The sequence below is a fragment of the Marinomonas sargassi genome, from assembly GCF_025716875.1.
Lineage (GTDB): Bacteria > Pseudomonadota > Gammaproteobacteria > Pseudomonadales > Marinomonadaceae > Marinomonas > Marinomonas sargassi.
Window position 1 is genome coordinate 367,395 of sequence record NZ_JAOVZB010000002.1, and the last position, 13,919, is coordinate 381,313.

A 13,919-nucleotide genomic window follows, 5' to 3' on the forward strand; every position below is an offset into this window, starting at 1 on the left:
AAAAACCATAATAAATATAATAAATATAAGAAATATCTCAAATAAAACAAAAAAAATGAAATATCCTTACATCAAAAAGCCATCAAATCTTTTAACAATAAGCGTCCCTATGTTCTGGGATATAAATAACTAGAAGTTCGGGATAGATCCCAAGGAGAAAAATAATGAATAAGACGCGAGGAAAAGAACAAAAGCGTTAAGAGAAGGCAATCTAGTCTAGCTAGGGTGGGAGCTGCAATGACTTTTATACAAGTGATACAAAGAGAAGTAAGAGGCTGTGGAAAAAGGACTTAGATTAATGACAGAGACTAAGTAACCCCAAGCTCTTCCAGTGAGAAACGATTAGAGAGTAGTAAGAAGCCGTCTATCTCAATACCTGCATTATTCGACAATTCTTTTACTGACAGTACAGTTCTTGGCGGGTATGGAGGTGAAAAGTACAAAGACATAACTTGATTAACGATAGGTAAGTTGAACATATCAGTAACATATACGTTCAGCTTAACAACATCTAATAATGAACCATTCGTAGCCTCTACAATCGCTTTAAAGTTCTCCAAGGCTTGGATCGTTTGCGCTTCGATTGAAGTATAATTAATTTGCATTGTGTAGGGGTCTATACCCGATTGCCCACTTATAAATACCACACCATCCATTCGTAAGGCCTGAGAGGATGGCCATATGGCCTCAGGCGCTCTATGAGTCGAGATATATGTCTTATTAATCATCAATCTGCCTTTATACTAATTCCGAATTTATATTTCGAATAAAACCTAGAAGAAACAGTTCACTCTTATTAGAGTACATTGATTAAGATGATTATGGGTTTCATATTTCAAGGCATTTAGAAAGGAGCAGTCAAAACCTCAATAGGTTTTGAAAGAAAAACTCCTTTTGCAAAAAAAAATTGGAATTTATTTCCCCTCCTCTCCTCAATAAAGAAATAAAACCTTTAAAAAACAATTTCCTAAGCATTGCTTCTAATCACGTAAAATATTCCACCACAAATAAACAATGTGCCGATTACTAATGGAGCCGTCACCGCTTCGCCCAACAGCAAGCAGGAGAAAATAAGCCCAGTGACAGGCACAGCAAGCATTGTCGTAGATATAAAAGTACTGGATAACTGCTGGCTGGCACCATTAACAGCACAAAAACAAAAGGCGGTTGCAAGGGGGCCTAAGTAGAAGCAAATTTGCCAAAAGCTCATACTACCATCCCCTGTAAATACCCCCTCTACTCTATACGCAATGGGAATTAACATAACCGTTGCCACAAGCATTTGCCATGGAGCAAGTTGATAAGCTGTGGCCTTAGACTTGGCATGTCTTAGGTGCAAAATACACAAGCTCCAACCAAGCGCAGCAATCAGTAAAAAGCCGTTAGCGATCACCACTTCTTTATCTCCCCAATCAAATGAAAAAGGGTTAAAAAGTACAATTACACCAGTCAAACCCAATAATGTACCTAATAATGGCTTCTTCGATAGCGGTTCTCGAAAAAACAAAACAGATAAGGGTAAAACCCATAATGTCGTTGTATAGGCTAAAATAGCAGACCTGCCAGCATCCACCGTTGTCATTGCAAGTGAACCCAATACGGTAAAGGTCATCATTTGAATTAAGCCAATACTACCAATTAAAGCAATATCTCTTTTTTTAGGGATATAAAGAGATTTGGTTGCGATTTGAAAGACAAATAACACAGCTCCTCCTAAAGCAAAACGGACCATGGAAAACCATAAAGGCGTAATATGATCTAGTCCCAACTTCATGACAGGCCAATTCCCACCCCAAATAACAATCGCGATGAATAATGTAATAAGTGCTTTCGACTTAGTTGAAAGGCCATCTCCCCCAAAACGCGACCTTAAATATTCTGACGGCATTAATTTAGACATCGTTCTCTCCTACTCGTTGTTGTAGTGATCAACAAATAGCGTACCTAAATACTCTGAGACAAAGTGTCTTTAATTCATTGCCAAAGAAACAAATACAGAATAAATTATCTTAATTAACATAAAAATAGAGATTTTTTATATGGCCAAGTTGGATAGCAAAGATATATCGATTTTAAATCACCTACAAAAAAACGCCGATATCACAAATGCAGAGCTGGCAAAATTAGTCAACTTATCTCCTACCCCCTGCTTTAATCGCGTAAAAAGACTAGAAGAGATTGGCATCCTAAATGGCAAAGTATCTCTCGTTTGTGCCAAAAGGTTAGGCCTTAATGTCAATGTATTCATTCATATCCGTTTGAAGAAACAAGATGAGGAAGCACTTAAAGTATTTGAATTTGCGATTTCTGAGTGCTCAGAAGTGATGGAATGTTACCTAATGACAGGGGATGAAGATTACTTATTAAGGGTTTTGGTCGCTGATATTCATGAGCTAGAAAAACTCATACTTACACGTTTGACTAAAATCCCAGGGGTAGAAAATATCCGCTCAAGTTTTGCTCTTAAACAAGTTCGTTATAAAACGGCACTTCCTTTGCCATCAAGAGGTTTAGAGGTAAAATAAAATACGACTAAAAGAAGACAAAGTTAATTTTTTAGTAGGGAGCTCTACAGCTACTACCTTATATTCTCCATGCGTTAAAAGCATGAAAGAAATAACCAGATTATCCCTATTATTTTATTCAGATAAGGTATAATTTTGCGTCCTAGAGGAGCCCTCTGCCTCCTCTAATTTTCTTTTAGGACACTTTAATGGAAAATACGCACAGCAACACGGACGCTTCAGGCATATCTGCCAAAGAATTTACTATCTTAGTCGCATTACTTATGTCTTTAGTAGCAGTATCTATTGACGCCTTGTTACCAGCTTTAGGTATTATCGGTAGCGACTTAAATGCCACTTCAGCCAATCAGCCTCAGCTCCTTATTAGCATGCTGTTTCTTGGTATGGCACTTGGGCAACTCATATCTGGGCCTTTATCTGACGCCATGGGTCGTCGCCCCATTCTATTTATCGGCTTTAGTTTATACCTTGTAGGTACCGTGATTTGCTATCAGGCAAATACATTGGAAGGGTTAATGTTAGGTCGCTTTATTCAAGGGTTAGGTGTGGCAGGTCCTTACATTTCGGCTATATCACTGGTAAGAGACCTTTACCATGGTGCCAAAATGGCACGTATTATGTCGTTAGTTATGATGATTTTTGTCTTGGTTCCAGCTTTAGCGCCAAGCATTGGTCAGGCTATTTTATTTCTTGCTGATTGGCATGGAATTTTTGAGTTTTACTTGGTTTACGCAATTATTCTGGCTGGCTGGGTATTTTTCCGTTTAAAAGAAACCTTGCCCGTATCAAACCGCATTCCCTTTTCAAAGAAAGGCTTTTTGGATGGTTTCAAAGAGGTGCTTACAAATCGAATAACGGCCAGCTACACCATTGCTATGGGATTATTTTTTGGTAGTTTCATTGGCTACATCAACTCCGCCCAGCAAGTCTTTCAAGTACAGTTTAATACTGGAAATATGTTTTCTCTGTACTTTGGTTTACTGGCTTTAGTTTTAGGTTCTGCTTCCTTGCTCAATTCCCGAATCGTTGAGAAACATGGGGCAAAAGCCATTGCTTTTAAAGCCATGTGCGTCATCGCCTTGTCTTCATTAGCTTTCTTGCTATTGCATGCCTTCATGGAAATTAACTTAGTACTATTTTTACTTTACGCTGCTACGCTCTTCTTCTGTTCAGGCTTAGTCTTTGGCAATGTTAACTCTCTGGCTATGGAGCCAATGGGGCATGTGGCTGGAATTGCTTCCGCCATTATAGGGTCTGTTTCTTCGGTGATGTCCATGTGTATTGGCACGGTAGTGGGACTCATGTACAACAATACATTGATCCCTCTTTCGGCAGGTTTCTTTGTGATGGGTGGGATGGCATTAGCCATTATGTACTGGGCAGAAAAAGGCAATATGAAGCCTGCCCATTAAGAATAACTCTAGTGAGTAACCCTTAATAACAGGGTTACTCATTACAAGATTTTCGAATCGCTTCCGATACAATTCGGCTAGTAAACTTTCCTGCTGGGCCTGTCACAGTCCATTCACCATTGCTCTTTTTACTTCCCCAGAATGGCGCACCTTTGCACTCACCTGATACTTTTTCACTACTCATCTGCTTTAAAGTATATGCATGAGCACTGGTTGATAGAGACAGTGTAAGACTGCATATCAGAACACTCATTAGATGATTCAACTTCATAATATCGCCCTCTCAATTTTTCTTTTTATGGTTTCATAATAGAGGCTTAAAGTGATACATACAAACAGAGCGCAGAAGATTAGATCGTCTCAGAGCAATAACAATCTATTTAGTCGTTTTATTTCATCCCTTTGCCAACAGTAGCTCTAACAGGAATGCCATCAGGGTTAACGTTTTCAAGACAATAGACATTAATCCCATAGTTATCTGGCGTCACTCGTTTTCTGTGGAAAGGGTAAATACCACATTGCTTGCAAAAATAATGATGTGCTGTCTTAGTATGAAACTGGTATTCAGATAAAAAGCTTTCCCCCTTAATCAAAGTGAAGTGACTTTCATGTACTTTCACCATAAGGGCATTTTTACGAATACAAATCGAGCAGTCACAAGTTGTTAACTCAGGGAAATCTGTGATGATTTTGAATTGAACCTCGCCACAATGGCAGCTTCCAAAGTATTCCTTTTCAATCATGCGACACCTTTCTCCTGAACTAATATATGGTATAGAAAAGTAACTCTAAACTATGGCTTATTCAGAGCGTTAAATAGAGTTGCCTTGGAATACTATTACCTACTCATTACTAATTGTTCAAGGATATTTACCATGTCAGAAAAAACAAAAATGTTAGCGGGTGAGCTTTATGACCCCTATGACGATGAATTAACAGAGCTAAGGCGAAAAGCCCGTATTTCCACTGAGCGTTTCAATAGCATCTCCGCTATGGATAAAGAAGAAAGGGCAAATCTATTAAAGTCCTTGTTTGACAGTACAGGGAACAACATACACATTGAGCCTTCTTTCCAATGCGATTATGGTTCGAATATTCATGTGGGGGAAAATTTCTACGCCAACTTTAACTGCGTTATTTTGGATGCGGCTGAGGTTCGGTTTGGTGATAACTGTATGATTGCGCCACAAGTGGGAATCTACACAGCGACACACCCTTTAAACCCAGTAGAAAGAAATACTGGGCTAGAGTACGCCAAGCCAATTACTATAGGAGATAACGTCTGGATAGGTGGTCATGCCACTATTAATCCTGGTGTTTCCTTAGGAGACAACGTCGTCGTAGCATCCGGGGCTGTGGTCACCAAGAGCTTTGGCAGTCATCTGGTGATTGCTGGCAACCCTGCCAAGGTTATAAAGGAGATCTCACTATAAAAATAAACGCCAGCGAGCAAAACTCCACTTGTCCGTTCAAGTCTATATATTCTGACCAACACGCCACAGCACACCAGAAGGATCAATGATGACAAAATCTAACATACCCCATGGTTGCTCAACGGGCTCTGTCATTTTGACCTGATATTTAGATGCGATGCCAGCATTTTTTAGTTGCGTATGACAAGCGTGAGCATCTTCCACTAAAAGGTGCATCATGAAGTTATTTGCATGCTCCTCTTCATAGAAATCCTGTAAAAGAAAACTCGAATCACCTGATTTGAAGTAAGCTATGCCATTATTGTCTGAAGCCATTTCAAAACCAAAATCCACATAAAACTGCTTCGACAATTCATAGTCTTTAGCAGGTACAAATGCCTTAATTTCAATACTCTTCATTTTCCTTTCCTCTAAATGCTCTACCCATAACAGTTAAATTGATAACAGGAACACTGAACTATCGAGCAAGCATCATATATGATCAAAAAAACATCAAAGATCCATCAATAAAGTTGAAGTTCTTCATAGACAGAGTGCTAGAATATGCGCCAAATTATGGGGTTCGATAATAGTATCAATGTCTCTATCAGGTCTAGCTTCAAGTAAAGCGAGTATCTAAAACTGTCATAGAAAATTCATTTCTCGACTATCCTATATATTCTTACAATGCCCACAACCCAATAACACGATGGCAGTGAAACGTCCTGCCAAATAATCGCTTGCCACTCAATTCGGTTTGGCTAAATAAAAAGGACCATCAATGAACGCTTGGTATTTAATTTGTTTTTTATCCGCCATTGCGATTTTTATCGCTTTTGCGAACCAATTTATCGTCAAGATGCAAACCACCATAGCGATCACCACGGGCTCTGTGATTATCTCTTTATTACTGACATTAGCAGTAATGGTATTAGGTGATGAAACGGCACTCTTCATTACCGAAATCGTCTCCGAAATAGACTTTAATCAGCTATTACTTAAAGGAATGCTAGGCTTTTTACTCTTTGCTGGTGCTTTAGAAATCGACCTTGCGGCATTAAAAAAACAACGCTGGGAAATCACGGTTCTCGTACTCTTCTCTACCCTGCTCTCCACTTTTATAGTGGGCTATTTGAGCTTTTATATTTTCCACTTTTTGGGCTTCCCTCTGCCGTTTATTTTTTGTTTGTTATTTGGCGCACTCATCAGCCCAACCGACCCGATTGCAGTATTGGCAATTATCAAGCAAATGAGTGCTCCAAAAGGTATTTCCATTCAGGTTGAAGGCGAGTCTTTATTTAATGACGGTGTTGGCTTGGTGATTTTTACCACCATATTCACAGTCGCTTTTTACGGTATCGACCCTAACTTCCACGATGTATCAGAAATGTTCTTAAAAGATGCCGTAGGCGGTATCGCCTTTGGTCTAGCCATTGCGGTCTTGGGACACTTCACCATGATCAACTGTAAAGACGCTAACATCCGTCTACTGATTACCTTAACCATACCTACAGCGGGTTTTGCTCTAGCCAATATCTGGGAAATATCGGGTGCGCTAGCTATGGTAACCAGTGGTATTTTCCTAGGGAACATCACCCGAGACAAAACAGCGAAAAGGCGTGGACCTGATAGCAACCGCTACATTAAAGACTTTTGGCACGCCACAGACAGTTTCTTAAACGCTCTGCTGTTCCTCATTATCGGTATGCTACTTGTCACCATGCCACTCAGTTGGACGGCAATAGGCTTTGGTTTGATGATGATACCTGTGGTGCTGTTTGCGCGTTTCATCAGTATTGGCAGCCCTTTCATTCTATTTAAACGTTTTCGAAGCTACGACAAACACACAGTGAAGATTCTAACTTGGGGTGGATTAAGAGGGGGTCTATCACTCGCTATGGCCGCTTCCATTCCTGCGAATAAGGTAAACATTGATGGCCACGATTTACACGATATGATGGTTATCATTACCTATGTAGTGGTCATTTTCTCCATCATAGTACAAGGCTTAACCATATCGCCATTGATTCAAAGCAGCATCAAAGCAGCAGAAGAAAAAGCCAAGTTTAGCTCTAAAGAAGACTAAGAAAAAACCAATGAGGCATGCCACTTCGAGCATTACGGCATGTCTCACTTTCATAACATTTTTCGTAATTTAGAGATCAAGTATCACCATTTCCCTGTATTTTCCATACTTAACCATGGCTCTTCTGGCTCTAAATAACCCTCTTGAAGGAGCTCAATAGAAATACCATCAGGTGATTTTACAAAAGCCATATGACCATCACGTGGCGGGCGATTTATCACCACACCGGCATCCATCAAACGTTGGCAGGTTTCGTAAATATTTTCGACACGGTAAGCAAGGTGTCCGAAGTTTCGACCTCCGTCATAGGCTTCTTCAGCATCCCAGTTATAGGTTAATTCCAACTCCGCATCTGGTTGATTCGGTGGAGCAAGAAAAACTAATGTAAAGCGACCTTTCTCACTGCCTTTACGTCTTGTCTCGACTAATCCGAGTAAATCACAGTAAAACTTTTTGCTCTCTTCTATATCGCTCACGCGTATCATTGTGTGTAAATATTTCACTTTAATCACCCTTACGTAATAGCTTTTGCCTAAATTCTAAATAGGATCGCCTGAAAGCAGCTCTATGATAAAACCTGAGTTTACCACTTATTCCTGAGCACGATAAAAACACCCGAAACGACCAAGAAAATAGAAATAAACTCCATTGTCTCAGGCAGTCGCCAATCCGCTATAAAACCATAGGTTAAGCTAGACAAGGTCTCGAATACCAACAACTGACCACATAAGCCAATTGGCAGGTTTCGTGATGCACGATTCCATAAAACTGCTGCCCACCAAGATACAATCACACCTAAAAAGAGACTAATGCCAAGCAGCGACCACAAACTTGAGCTGGGTTTAGAAAAAAGTACGGAGAACCAATCCGTAAAGATCATAATAAAAGGCAAACTGATAAGGCATTGCAACAAACAACCTATGCCGATTGCTAACGCCCATGTGTTAGAGGTAATTTCTGAGTTATGTTTTAAAAAACGAGCATTACCAACACCAAAATAGGTCCACATAACCAGCGCGCCAAAGGCTAATAGACTCCCTACAAGGTAGTTTTCAGCGAGGTGAGTGCCAGTTTTATGCTGAACGCTTAATGCCAACATCCCCGAAAGAATCAACAAAATAGGTAATAACAGCCGCCTAAAAGGAATGTTTCTTTCGAGGAAATTACCCGTTATCAGCAATGACACAGGCAAGATTCCTATGATTAAACTGGTAGTAACAATACCCCCGAAGTGAATGCTACTAGCCAGCAATAAGTAGTAACCAAAGTTACCCACGAAGCCAAATAAAAAGGCAAATAACCACTGTTTGTTGGTCAGCCCCTGCCAATGCTTACGTGCAAAAAACATAATAAGAAGGGACAAAATACCGTAGGAAAAATAGCGCCCCAACGCGATAACCGTGGGGTTCGTATCTTCAAGAATATGAGGAATTAGAAAAGCCGTTCCCCAAATACAATTAACAAAAATTCCCAGTCCAATATAAAACATCATCCCTGTATTTACCTTCTCTTGTTGAGTACATTATTAGCCGATAATTATCACTTAAACTTCCCTTTATGAAGAATGAAATATCCGCGATCCAAAGTGAGATTTATTGCTCCTTTGTAGAAAAAAAGAGCCCTATTTCATCACAAAAGCCATTCTATAAATATCTAAAAAAAGCATTTTTGAAAAAATTTAAATTATATTTTTTCTTTTAAAAAACAGAGAGTTTCTACTACTTAGAGATAGTTTTACCGCATCTTTTGAAAACTTCCTTGCTTGTAAACTGAATTTAAGTCTTTTATGCTTGCCTCAATTATTCCGTCGGGGTGCTTAATTTAATTAGGCTGAGAGATGTACTTCATCAACCCGGTGAACCTGATCCGATTAGTATCGGCGTAGGGAACGGATACGATGTCATGCAGCCTATTTTTTGCATTCTTTCGTGCATTCTTTTCCTATGTCGCTTGGTAAAACTTGGTGATATAGATGTCTGTTCTATTTGAAAAAACTTCTTCCAAAGCAACACCGATCGCACTAACCATTGCGGGTTCAGACAGTGGTGGTGGGGCTGGTATTCAGGCAGATTTAAAAGCCTTTTCCGCTAATGGTGTTTATGGCGCCAGTGTCATCACCGCTGTGACGGCACAAAATACCCAAGCCGTTACCGCTGTCCACGCGATTCCCATTGATGTTGTTTCTGCTCAAATATCCGCTGTACTCAGCGACCTAAATGTCCAAGCCATTAAAATTGGTATGCTCTTCTCCAGTGAGTTAGTCGAAGCTGTTGTCCAAGCCCTAAAAGACTTCCAAGGCTTAGTGGTATTAGACCCTGTGATGATAGCGAAATCTGGCGATGCGCTTTTGCAAGAAGAAGCGGTCAATGCCTTAAAAACAAAACTCATTCCCCATGTGGATCTACTCACCCCTAATTACCCAGAAGCGCAAGTTTTATTAGGGCGCTCCCCAAATGAGAGCTTTGACGAAAAACAGTTAGCCACATACGCCACAGAACTTCTTAAACTCGGCTCCAAACAAGTTTTATTAAAAGGCGGCCATGGTGAAAGTGAAACATGTACGGACGTATTAGTCGGCCATGATGAAGCACCGCTAGTACTCCAAGCACAACGTATCAATACCAAAAATACCCATGGAACAGGCTGCACTTATTCTTCCAGTATTGCCGCATGGTTAGCGAAAGGTGAGAGCATGGCGAAAGCAGTGGAAGAGTCCCACCGTTACTTACATCGTGCGATTGAAAACTCCGATCAGCTTGATATTGGACACGGCCATGGTCCTGTACACCATTTCCATAATCTTTGGGCACAAAAATGAGTACGGCTTCTGCGTTAAATATCCAACCGTTAGCGGACAAAGTGACTATCCTTGGCGGCGGCGTAGCAGGACTTTGTGTCGCTACAGAGCTAGTAGAGCGAGACATCATTCCTACCATTGTTGATCGCCAAACAGAGCTCGGCCCTCAAGCTTGTTCTTGGTGGGCAGGCGGTATGCTAGCACCTTTTTGTGAAGCGGAAAGCGCAGAAGAAGATGTCGTTACCTATGGAAAAACAGCCGCCCAATGGTGGCAAGAGCATACTGGTTTAGTTCAGCAAAAAGGCTCTTTGGTATTAGCACTGAATCGTGACCAAGCTGATTTACAACGTTTCGCTAAACGTACTGAAGCTTATGAAATGCTAGACGAAGGCGCTATTGCTGACTTAGAGCCAGACTTAGAAAAGCGCTTTCGACGAGGCCTGTATTACCAAGCAGAAGCGCATTTGGCACCGCGTGATGCTTTGCGCGCGCTAAAGGAAAAGCTCATCAAAAAAGGCGTGCAATTTATACATAAAACAGCTGAGCCCGAAACTCTAGCAAAGGATGGTCTTGTCGTTGATTGTCGTGGCATCAAGGCCAAGCCAGACTTAGAGGGTCTACGCGGGGTAAAGGGTGAAATGCTGATTTTACGCTGCCCAGATGTGCAATTAGAGCGCCCTATTCGTCTACTTCATCCAAGGATTCCGCTTTATATTGTGCCCCGTGGCGATGGTATTTACATGCTGGGGGCCACCATGGTGGAAAGCAGTGCTAAACAACATGCCACGGTTCGCTCAGTTATGGAATTACTGAGCTCAGCATACGCCTTAAACCCTGCTTTTGGGGAAGCTGAAATTCTAGAGATAGGCGTCGATAGTCGCCCTGCATTTCACGATAACTTACCAAAAATTCGTCACCAAGGTCAGATTATTCAAGCCAATGGTCTCTATCGACACGGTTTTTTATTGGCACCTTCACTGGCAAAGATGGTGGCAGATTACATTCATTTAGGTACCGAACCTCAATGGTTCGAGGCCATATAGAAGCATTGATTTTTATGAAAAACATACAAGTAAACAGCGAAAACATTAGCTGCCAAGCCGAGAATCTGGCTGATTTATTAACTGAGCTAAATTATGGCGATGCTATTGTCGCCACCGCTCTGAACGGTGACTTTGTGGCACAAGGTCTTCGTGCAAGCACGCCATTAAAAGATGGCGACCGCATTGAAATACTCGCCCCAATGCAAGGAGGCTAACCATGAAAGATTTTTACGGCACTAAACTAGAAACACCTTTTATGTTGGGAACAGCTCAATACCCTTCTCCCGCGATTCTATCCAATGCCTTTAAGCGCAGTGGCGCCAGCGTGGCAACCGTATCCTTACGCCGCGAAGCTAGTGACGCCAAAGCAGGGCAAGATTTTTGGCAGCTGATTAAAGAGCTAAATGTACATATATTGCCGAATACTGCTGGCTGTCACACAGTAAAAGAAGCGGTTACCACAGCCCATATGGCACGAGAAATCTTCGGCACACCTTGGATTAAGCTAGAAGTCATAGGTGAAGAAGATACCTTACAACCTGATGTATTCGGCCTAGTAGAAGCGGCTCGTATTCTCTCGGAGGAGGGTTTTCAGGTATTCCCTTACACCACAGAAGACTTAGTCGTAGCCGATAAACTGGTCGATGCTGGCTGCCGTGTTCTCATGCCTTGGGGCGCGCCTATTGGCTCTGGCATGGGGCTCAACAATGTCTTTGGCCTGCGAGCTTTGCGCTCTCACTTCCCAGATATTCCTTTGGTAGTTGATGCTGGCTTAGGCTTACCGAGCCAAGCGGCACAAGCGATGGAACTGGGAATGGATGCAATCCTGCTCAACACCGCCGTATCTAAAGCCGGCGACCCAGCCAAAATGGCAGAAGCGTTTGCCTTGGCTATTCGCTCAGGGCAACTAGCAGAACAAGCTGACCCTATGCAGCCCCGTGATATGGCTTCCCCTTCCACCCCTTTACTCGGCAAAGCCTTTTTGGATTAAACACATGAAACTCAGTCGTTTTTACCCAGTTTTTGACAGTAGCCAATGGATAGCTCGCCTAGTGCCTTTGGGAATCAAGCTTGTTCAGTTACGAATCAAAGACAAGCCGCAATCCCACATACGTGCAGAAATTTTGAAGGCTAAGGAAATTTGCGAGAAACACGGCTGTACCCTCGTCATTAATGATTATTGGCGTCTGGCAATCGAGCTCGGTTGCGATTGGATTCACCTAGGCCAAGAAGATTTAGACAGTGCCGATATGGCACAAATCAAAGAGGCTAATATCAAGGTTGGGGTCAGTACCCATGACCTAGAAGAGCTACTAAGAGCCTACCAATTAGAACCTGACTATATAGCGCTCGGCCCAGTGTATCCGACCATTTTGAAAAAGATGAAATGGCATCAACAGGGTTTAGGAAGAGTCACAGAATGGAAAGAAAAGATGGCGGACACCCCATTAGTCGCCATTGGTGGTATGTCGGTAGAAAGGGCTGAAGGTGCTTTTGCTGCAGGTGCCGATATCGTCGCTGCGGTTACCGATATCACCCTAAATAAGAACCCTGAACAGCGCATCATAGAATGGCTAGAAGCCTGCGACATAACTGTAAATAGAGAGTTCGTTCAAGACTTTGCAAATCAAAATGCACAACAGGAAGAGTCAGCGTGAGCCGTTACCAACGCCAAACCTGTTTGTCAGAAGTGGGCGACAGTGGACAACAAGAAATCGCTGCAGCTCATGTACTTGTTGTGGGAGCTGGAGGTCTAGGATGTGCAGTTTTACCTTACCTTGTCTCTGCTGGCGTTGGCCATATCAGCTTAGTTGACGAAGATACCGTGTCTCTTTCGAATCTTCATCGCCAAGTACTGTATCGCGAGACAGACCTAGGCGCGTTAAAAGTAGACTGTGCGAAACAGCATTTAATGACGCTCAATGACGAGTGCCAAATTACAACTCATGCGAGCGCCCTGACAGCCAGCAATGTCGCCACCCTTTGTAGCACAGGCTCAGTCGACCTTGTTTTAGATTGTGCTGACAATTTTGCCGTGAGCTACATCTTATCTGATTATTGTCATACCCACGGGCTGCCTCTCATTTCTGCATCTGCCCTAGGTTTCAATGGCTATGTAGGCGGCTTTTGTGCTGGCAAGCCTTCTTTACGAGCGGTTTTTCCAGAGCTTCCACAGCGTGCTCAAAATTGTTCCTCCGCGGGAATCATGGGGCCAGTTGTCGGTACCATAGGCTGTATTCAAGCACAATTTGCACTTAACTTTTTACTCAAGCTACATCCCTCTCCACTTGGTCAATTGCTGTCCATCGACTTACAAAATCTGCGCCAAAGCAGTTTCCGTTTTGATGAGGCACCAGAGCCACCCTTAACACAGCACTTAGGCTTTTTAGCCATTGAAGACATTACACCAACAGATTGGCTCGTGGATTTAAGAGGCATAAAAACTCAACAAACATCTGAAAATCGTCCAGTTCAACACTTATCACTGGATGATTTTCAACAAGAACAAGCAACACCGAATACTAACCAGCGCGCCGTTATTGTTTGCCGAACTGGGCTCACAGCATGGCGAGCGGCACGAATTTTACAAAGCTATTGGCAAGGCGAAATTGGCTTAATTGCATTGGGTGACGACCCTTTGTGA

At 42.1% G+C, this 13,919-nt stretch carries 17 protein-coding genes and 1 riboswitch; of the genes, 10 read left to right on the top strand and 7 right to left on the bottom strand.

Translation table 11 applies throughout. The annotated features are described in order from the left end of the window. Window positions 1–308: 308 nt before the first annotated feature. Together OFY17_RS06165 and OFY17_RS06170 are read right to left on the bottom strand one after the other, a co-directional pair. Window positions 309–728, bottom strand: coding sequence for a Rid family detoxifying hydrolase (locus OFY17_RS06165; protein ID WP_263529854.1), 420 nt, complete (start codon window positions 726–728; stop codon window positions 309–311). A gap of 239 nt (window positions 729–967) precedes the next feature. Beyond that, window positions 968–1,900 (bottom strand): DMT family transporter, encoded by a 933-nt coding sequence (locus OFY17_RS06170; protein WP_263529855.1) that lies wholly within the window; start codon window positions 1,898–1,900, stop codon window positions 968–970. A 139-nt stretch (window positions 1,901–2,039) separates the two neighbouring features. Here OFY17_RS06170 and OFY17_RS06175 point away from each other — a divergent pair, with 139 nt between their 5' ends. Further along, window positions 2,040–2,525: an Lrp/AsnC family transcriptional regulator gene (locus OFY17_RS06175; RefSeq protein WP_263529856.1), complete on the top strand. Its 486-nt coding sequence runs from the start codon at window positions 2,040–2,042 to the stop codon at window positions 2,523–2,525. 188 nt (window positions 2,526–2,713) lie between these two features. After that, window positions 2,714–3,937 (top strand): multidrug effflux MFS transporter, encoded by a 1,224-nt coding sequence (locus OFY17_RS06180; RefSeq protein WP_263529857.1) that lies wholly within the window; start codon window positions 2,714–2,716, stop codon window positions 3,935–3,937. 34 nt (window positions 3,938–3,971) lie between these two features. Here OFY17_RS06180 and OFY17_RS06185 read toward each other — a convergent pair whose 3' ends face one another. Both OFY17_RS06185 and OFY17_RS06190 read right to left on the bottom strand, forming a co-directional pair. Next, the gene (locus tag OFY17_RS06185; RefSeq protein ID WP_263529858.1) at window positions 3,972–4,208 is read right to left on the bottom strand and encodes a hypothetical protein; all 237 of its coding nucleotides are present in this window, start codon (window positions 4,206–4,208) and stop codon (window positions 3,972–3,974) included. A 118-nt stretch (window positions 4,209–4,326) separates the two neighbouring features. Then, window positions 4,327–4,680 carry a GFA family protein gene (locus OFY17_RS06190; RefSeq protein ID WP_263529859.1) on the bottom strand — a complete coding sequence of 118 codons (354 nt, stop codon included), beginning with the start codon at window positions 4,678–4,680 and terminating at the stop codon, window positions 4,327–4,329. Window positions 4,681–4,812: 132 nt separating this feature from the next. Between OFY17_RS06190 and OFY17_RS06195 the strand changes: the two genes are divergently transcribed. Further along, window positions 4,813–5,370 carry a sugar O-acetyltransferase gene (locus OFY17_RS06195; protein WP_263529860.1) on the top strand — a complete coding sequence of 186 codons (558 nt, stop codon included), beginning with the start codon at window positions 4,813–4,815 and terminating at the stop codon, window positions 5,368–5,370. A gap of 42 nt (window positions 5,371–5,412) precedes the next feature. On the opposite strand, the gene OFY17_RS06200 is transcribed toward OFY17_RS06195, so the two are convergent. After that, entirely contained in the window at window positions 5,413–5,769 is a 357-nt protein-coding gene (locus OFY17_RS06200) for a VOC family protein (protein WP_263529861.1), read from the bottom strand. A 361-nt stretch (window positions 5,770–6,130) separates the two neighbouring features. Between OFY17_RS06200 and OFY17_RS06205 the strand changes: the two genes are divergently transcribed. After that, window positions 6,131–7,435: a cation:proton antiporter gene (locus OFY17_RS06205; protein WP_263529862.1), complete on the top strand. Its 1,305-nt coding sequence runs from the start codon at window positions 6,131–6,133 to the stop codon at window positions 7,433–7,435. An 83-nt stretch (window positions 7,436–7,518) separates the two neighbouring features. Here the strand turns inward: OFY17_RS06205 and OFY17_RS06210 are convergent, their stop codons facing one another. Next, a complete protein-coding gene (locus OFY17_RS06210; protein ID WP_263529863.1) occupies window positions 7,519–7,938 on the bottom strand; it encodes a VOC family protein in 420 nt (139 codons plus the stop codon). Between the two features lie 80 nt (window positions 7,939–8,018). After that, on the bottom strand, window positions 8,019–8,927 hold the full coding sequence (locus OFY17_RS06215; protein WP_263529864.1) for a DMT family transporter: 909 nt from the start codon (window positions 8,925–8,927) through the stop codon (window positions 8,019–8,021). 306 nt (window positions 8,928–9,233) lie between these two features. Further along, a riboswitch (TPP riboswitch) is annotated at window positions 9,234–9,340 on the top strand. Window positions 9,341–9,407: 67 nt separating this feature from the next. Between OFY17_RS06215 and thiD the strand changes: the two genes are divergently transcribed. From thiD to OFY17_RS06245, 6 genes are read left to right on the top strand one after another with little or no spacing between them, the layout of a single operon-like run. Beyond that, window positions 9,408–10,253, top strand: a complete 846-nt coding sequence (thiD, locus tag OFY17_RS06220; protein ID WP_263529865.1) for a bifunctional hydroxymethylpyrimidine kinase/phosphomethylpyrimidine kinase — start codon at window positions 9,408–9,410, stop codon at window positions 10,251–10,253. Next, entirely contained in the window at window positions 10,250–11,275 is a 1,026-nt protein-coding gene (gene thiO / locus OFY17_RS06225; protein ID WP_263529866.1) for a glycine oxidase ThiO, read from the top strand. The genes thiD and thiO overlap by 4 nt, the downstream gene beginning before the upstream one ends. 14 nt (window positions 11,276–11,289) lie before the next feature. Next, window positions 11,290–11,490, top strand: coding sequence for a sulfur carrier protein ThiS (thiS, locus tag OFY17_RS06230; protein WP_263529867.1), 201 nt, complete (start codon window positions 11,290–11,292; stop codon window positions 11,488–11,490). A 2-nt stretch (window positions 11,491–11,492) separates the two neighbouring features. Next, window positions 11,493–12,266, top strand: coding sequence for a thiazole synthase (locus OFY17_RS06235; protein WP_263529868.1), 774 nt, complete (start codon window positions 11,493–11,495; stop codon window positions 12,264–12,266). A 4-nt stretch (window positions 12,267–12,270) separates the two neighbouring features. After that, complete coding sequence (locus OFY17_RS06240; RefSeq protein ID WP_263529869.1) at window positions 12,271–12,933, top strand: thiamine phosphate synthase; 663 nt, start codon at window positions 12,271–12,273, stop codon at window positions 12,931–12,933. Next, entirely contained in the window at window positions 12,930–13,919 is a 990-nt protein-coding gene (locus tag OFY17_RS06245; RefSeq protein ID WP_263529870.1) for a HesA/MoeB/ThiF family protein, read from the top strand. The genes OFY17_RS06240 and OFY17_RS06245 overlap by 4 nt, the downstream gene beginning before the upstream one ends.

Excerpts from the sequence above, each read along its gene's own strand:
- OFY17_RS06165 (WP_263529854.1), bottom strand. The coding sequence starts at position 728 with ATGATTAATAAGACATATATCTCGACTCATAGAGCGCCTGAGGCCATA.
- OFY17_RS06170 (WP_263529855.1), bottom strand. The coding sequence starts at position 1,900 with ATGTCTAAATTAATGCCGTCAGAATATTTAAGGTCGCGTTTTGGGGGA.
- OFY17_RS06175 (WP_263529856.1), top strand. The coding sequence starts at position 2,040 with ATGGCCAAGTTGGATAGCAAAGATATATCGATTTTAAATCACCTACAA.
- OFY17_RS06180 (WP_263529857.1), top strand. The coding sequence starts at position 2,714 with ATGGAAAATACGCACAGCAACACGGACGCTTCAGGCATATCTGCCAAA.
- OFY17_RS06185 (WP_263529858.1), bottom strand. The coding sequence starts at position 4,208 with ATGAAGTTGAATCATCTAATGAGTGTTCTGATATGCAGTCTTACACTG.
- OFY17_RS06190 (WP_263529859.1), bottom strand. The coding sequence starts at position 4,680 with ATGATTGAAAAGGAATACTTTGGAAGCTGCCATTGTGGCGAGGTTCAA.
- OFY17_RS06195 (WP_263529860.1), top strand. The coding sequence starts at position 4,813 with ATGTCAGAAAAAACAAAAATGTTAGCGGGTGAGCTTTATGACCCCTAT.
- OFY17_RS06200 (WP_263529861.1), bottom strand. The coding sequence starts at position 5,769 with ATGAAGAGTATTGAAATTAAGGCATTTGTACCTGCTAAAGACTATGAA.
- OFY17_RS06205 (WP_263529862.1), top strand. The coding sequence starts at position 6,131 with ATGAACGCTTGGTATTTAATTTGTTTTTTATCCGCCATTGCGATTTTT.
- OFY17_RS06215 (WP_263529864.1), bottom strand. The coding sequence starts at position 8,927 with ATGATGTTTTATATTGGACTGGGAATTTTTGTTAATTGTATTTGGGGA.
- thiD (WP_263529865.1), top strand. The coding sequence starts at position 9,408 with ATGTCTGTTCTATTTGAAAAAACTTCTTCCAAAGCAACACCGATCGCA.
- thiO (WP_263529866.1), top strand. The coding sequence starts at position 10,250 with ATGAGTACGGCTTCTGCGTTAAATATCCAACCGTTAGCGGACAAAGTG.
- thiS (WP_263529867.1), top strand. The coding sequence starts at position 11,290 with ATGAAAAACATACAAGTAAACAGCGAAAACATTAGCTGCCAAGCCGAG.
- OFY17_RS06235 (WP_263529868.1), top strand. The coding sequence starts at position 11,493 with ATGAAAGATTTTTACGGCACTAAACTAGAAACACCTTTTATGTTGGGA.
- OFY17_RS06240 (WP_263529869.1), top strand. The coding sequence starts at position 12,271 with ATGAAACTCAGTCGTTTTTACCCAGTTTTTGACAGTAGCCAATGGATA.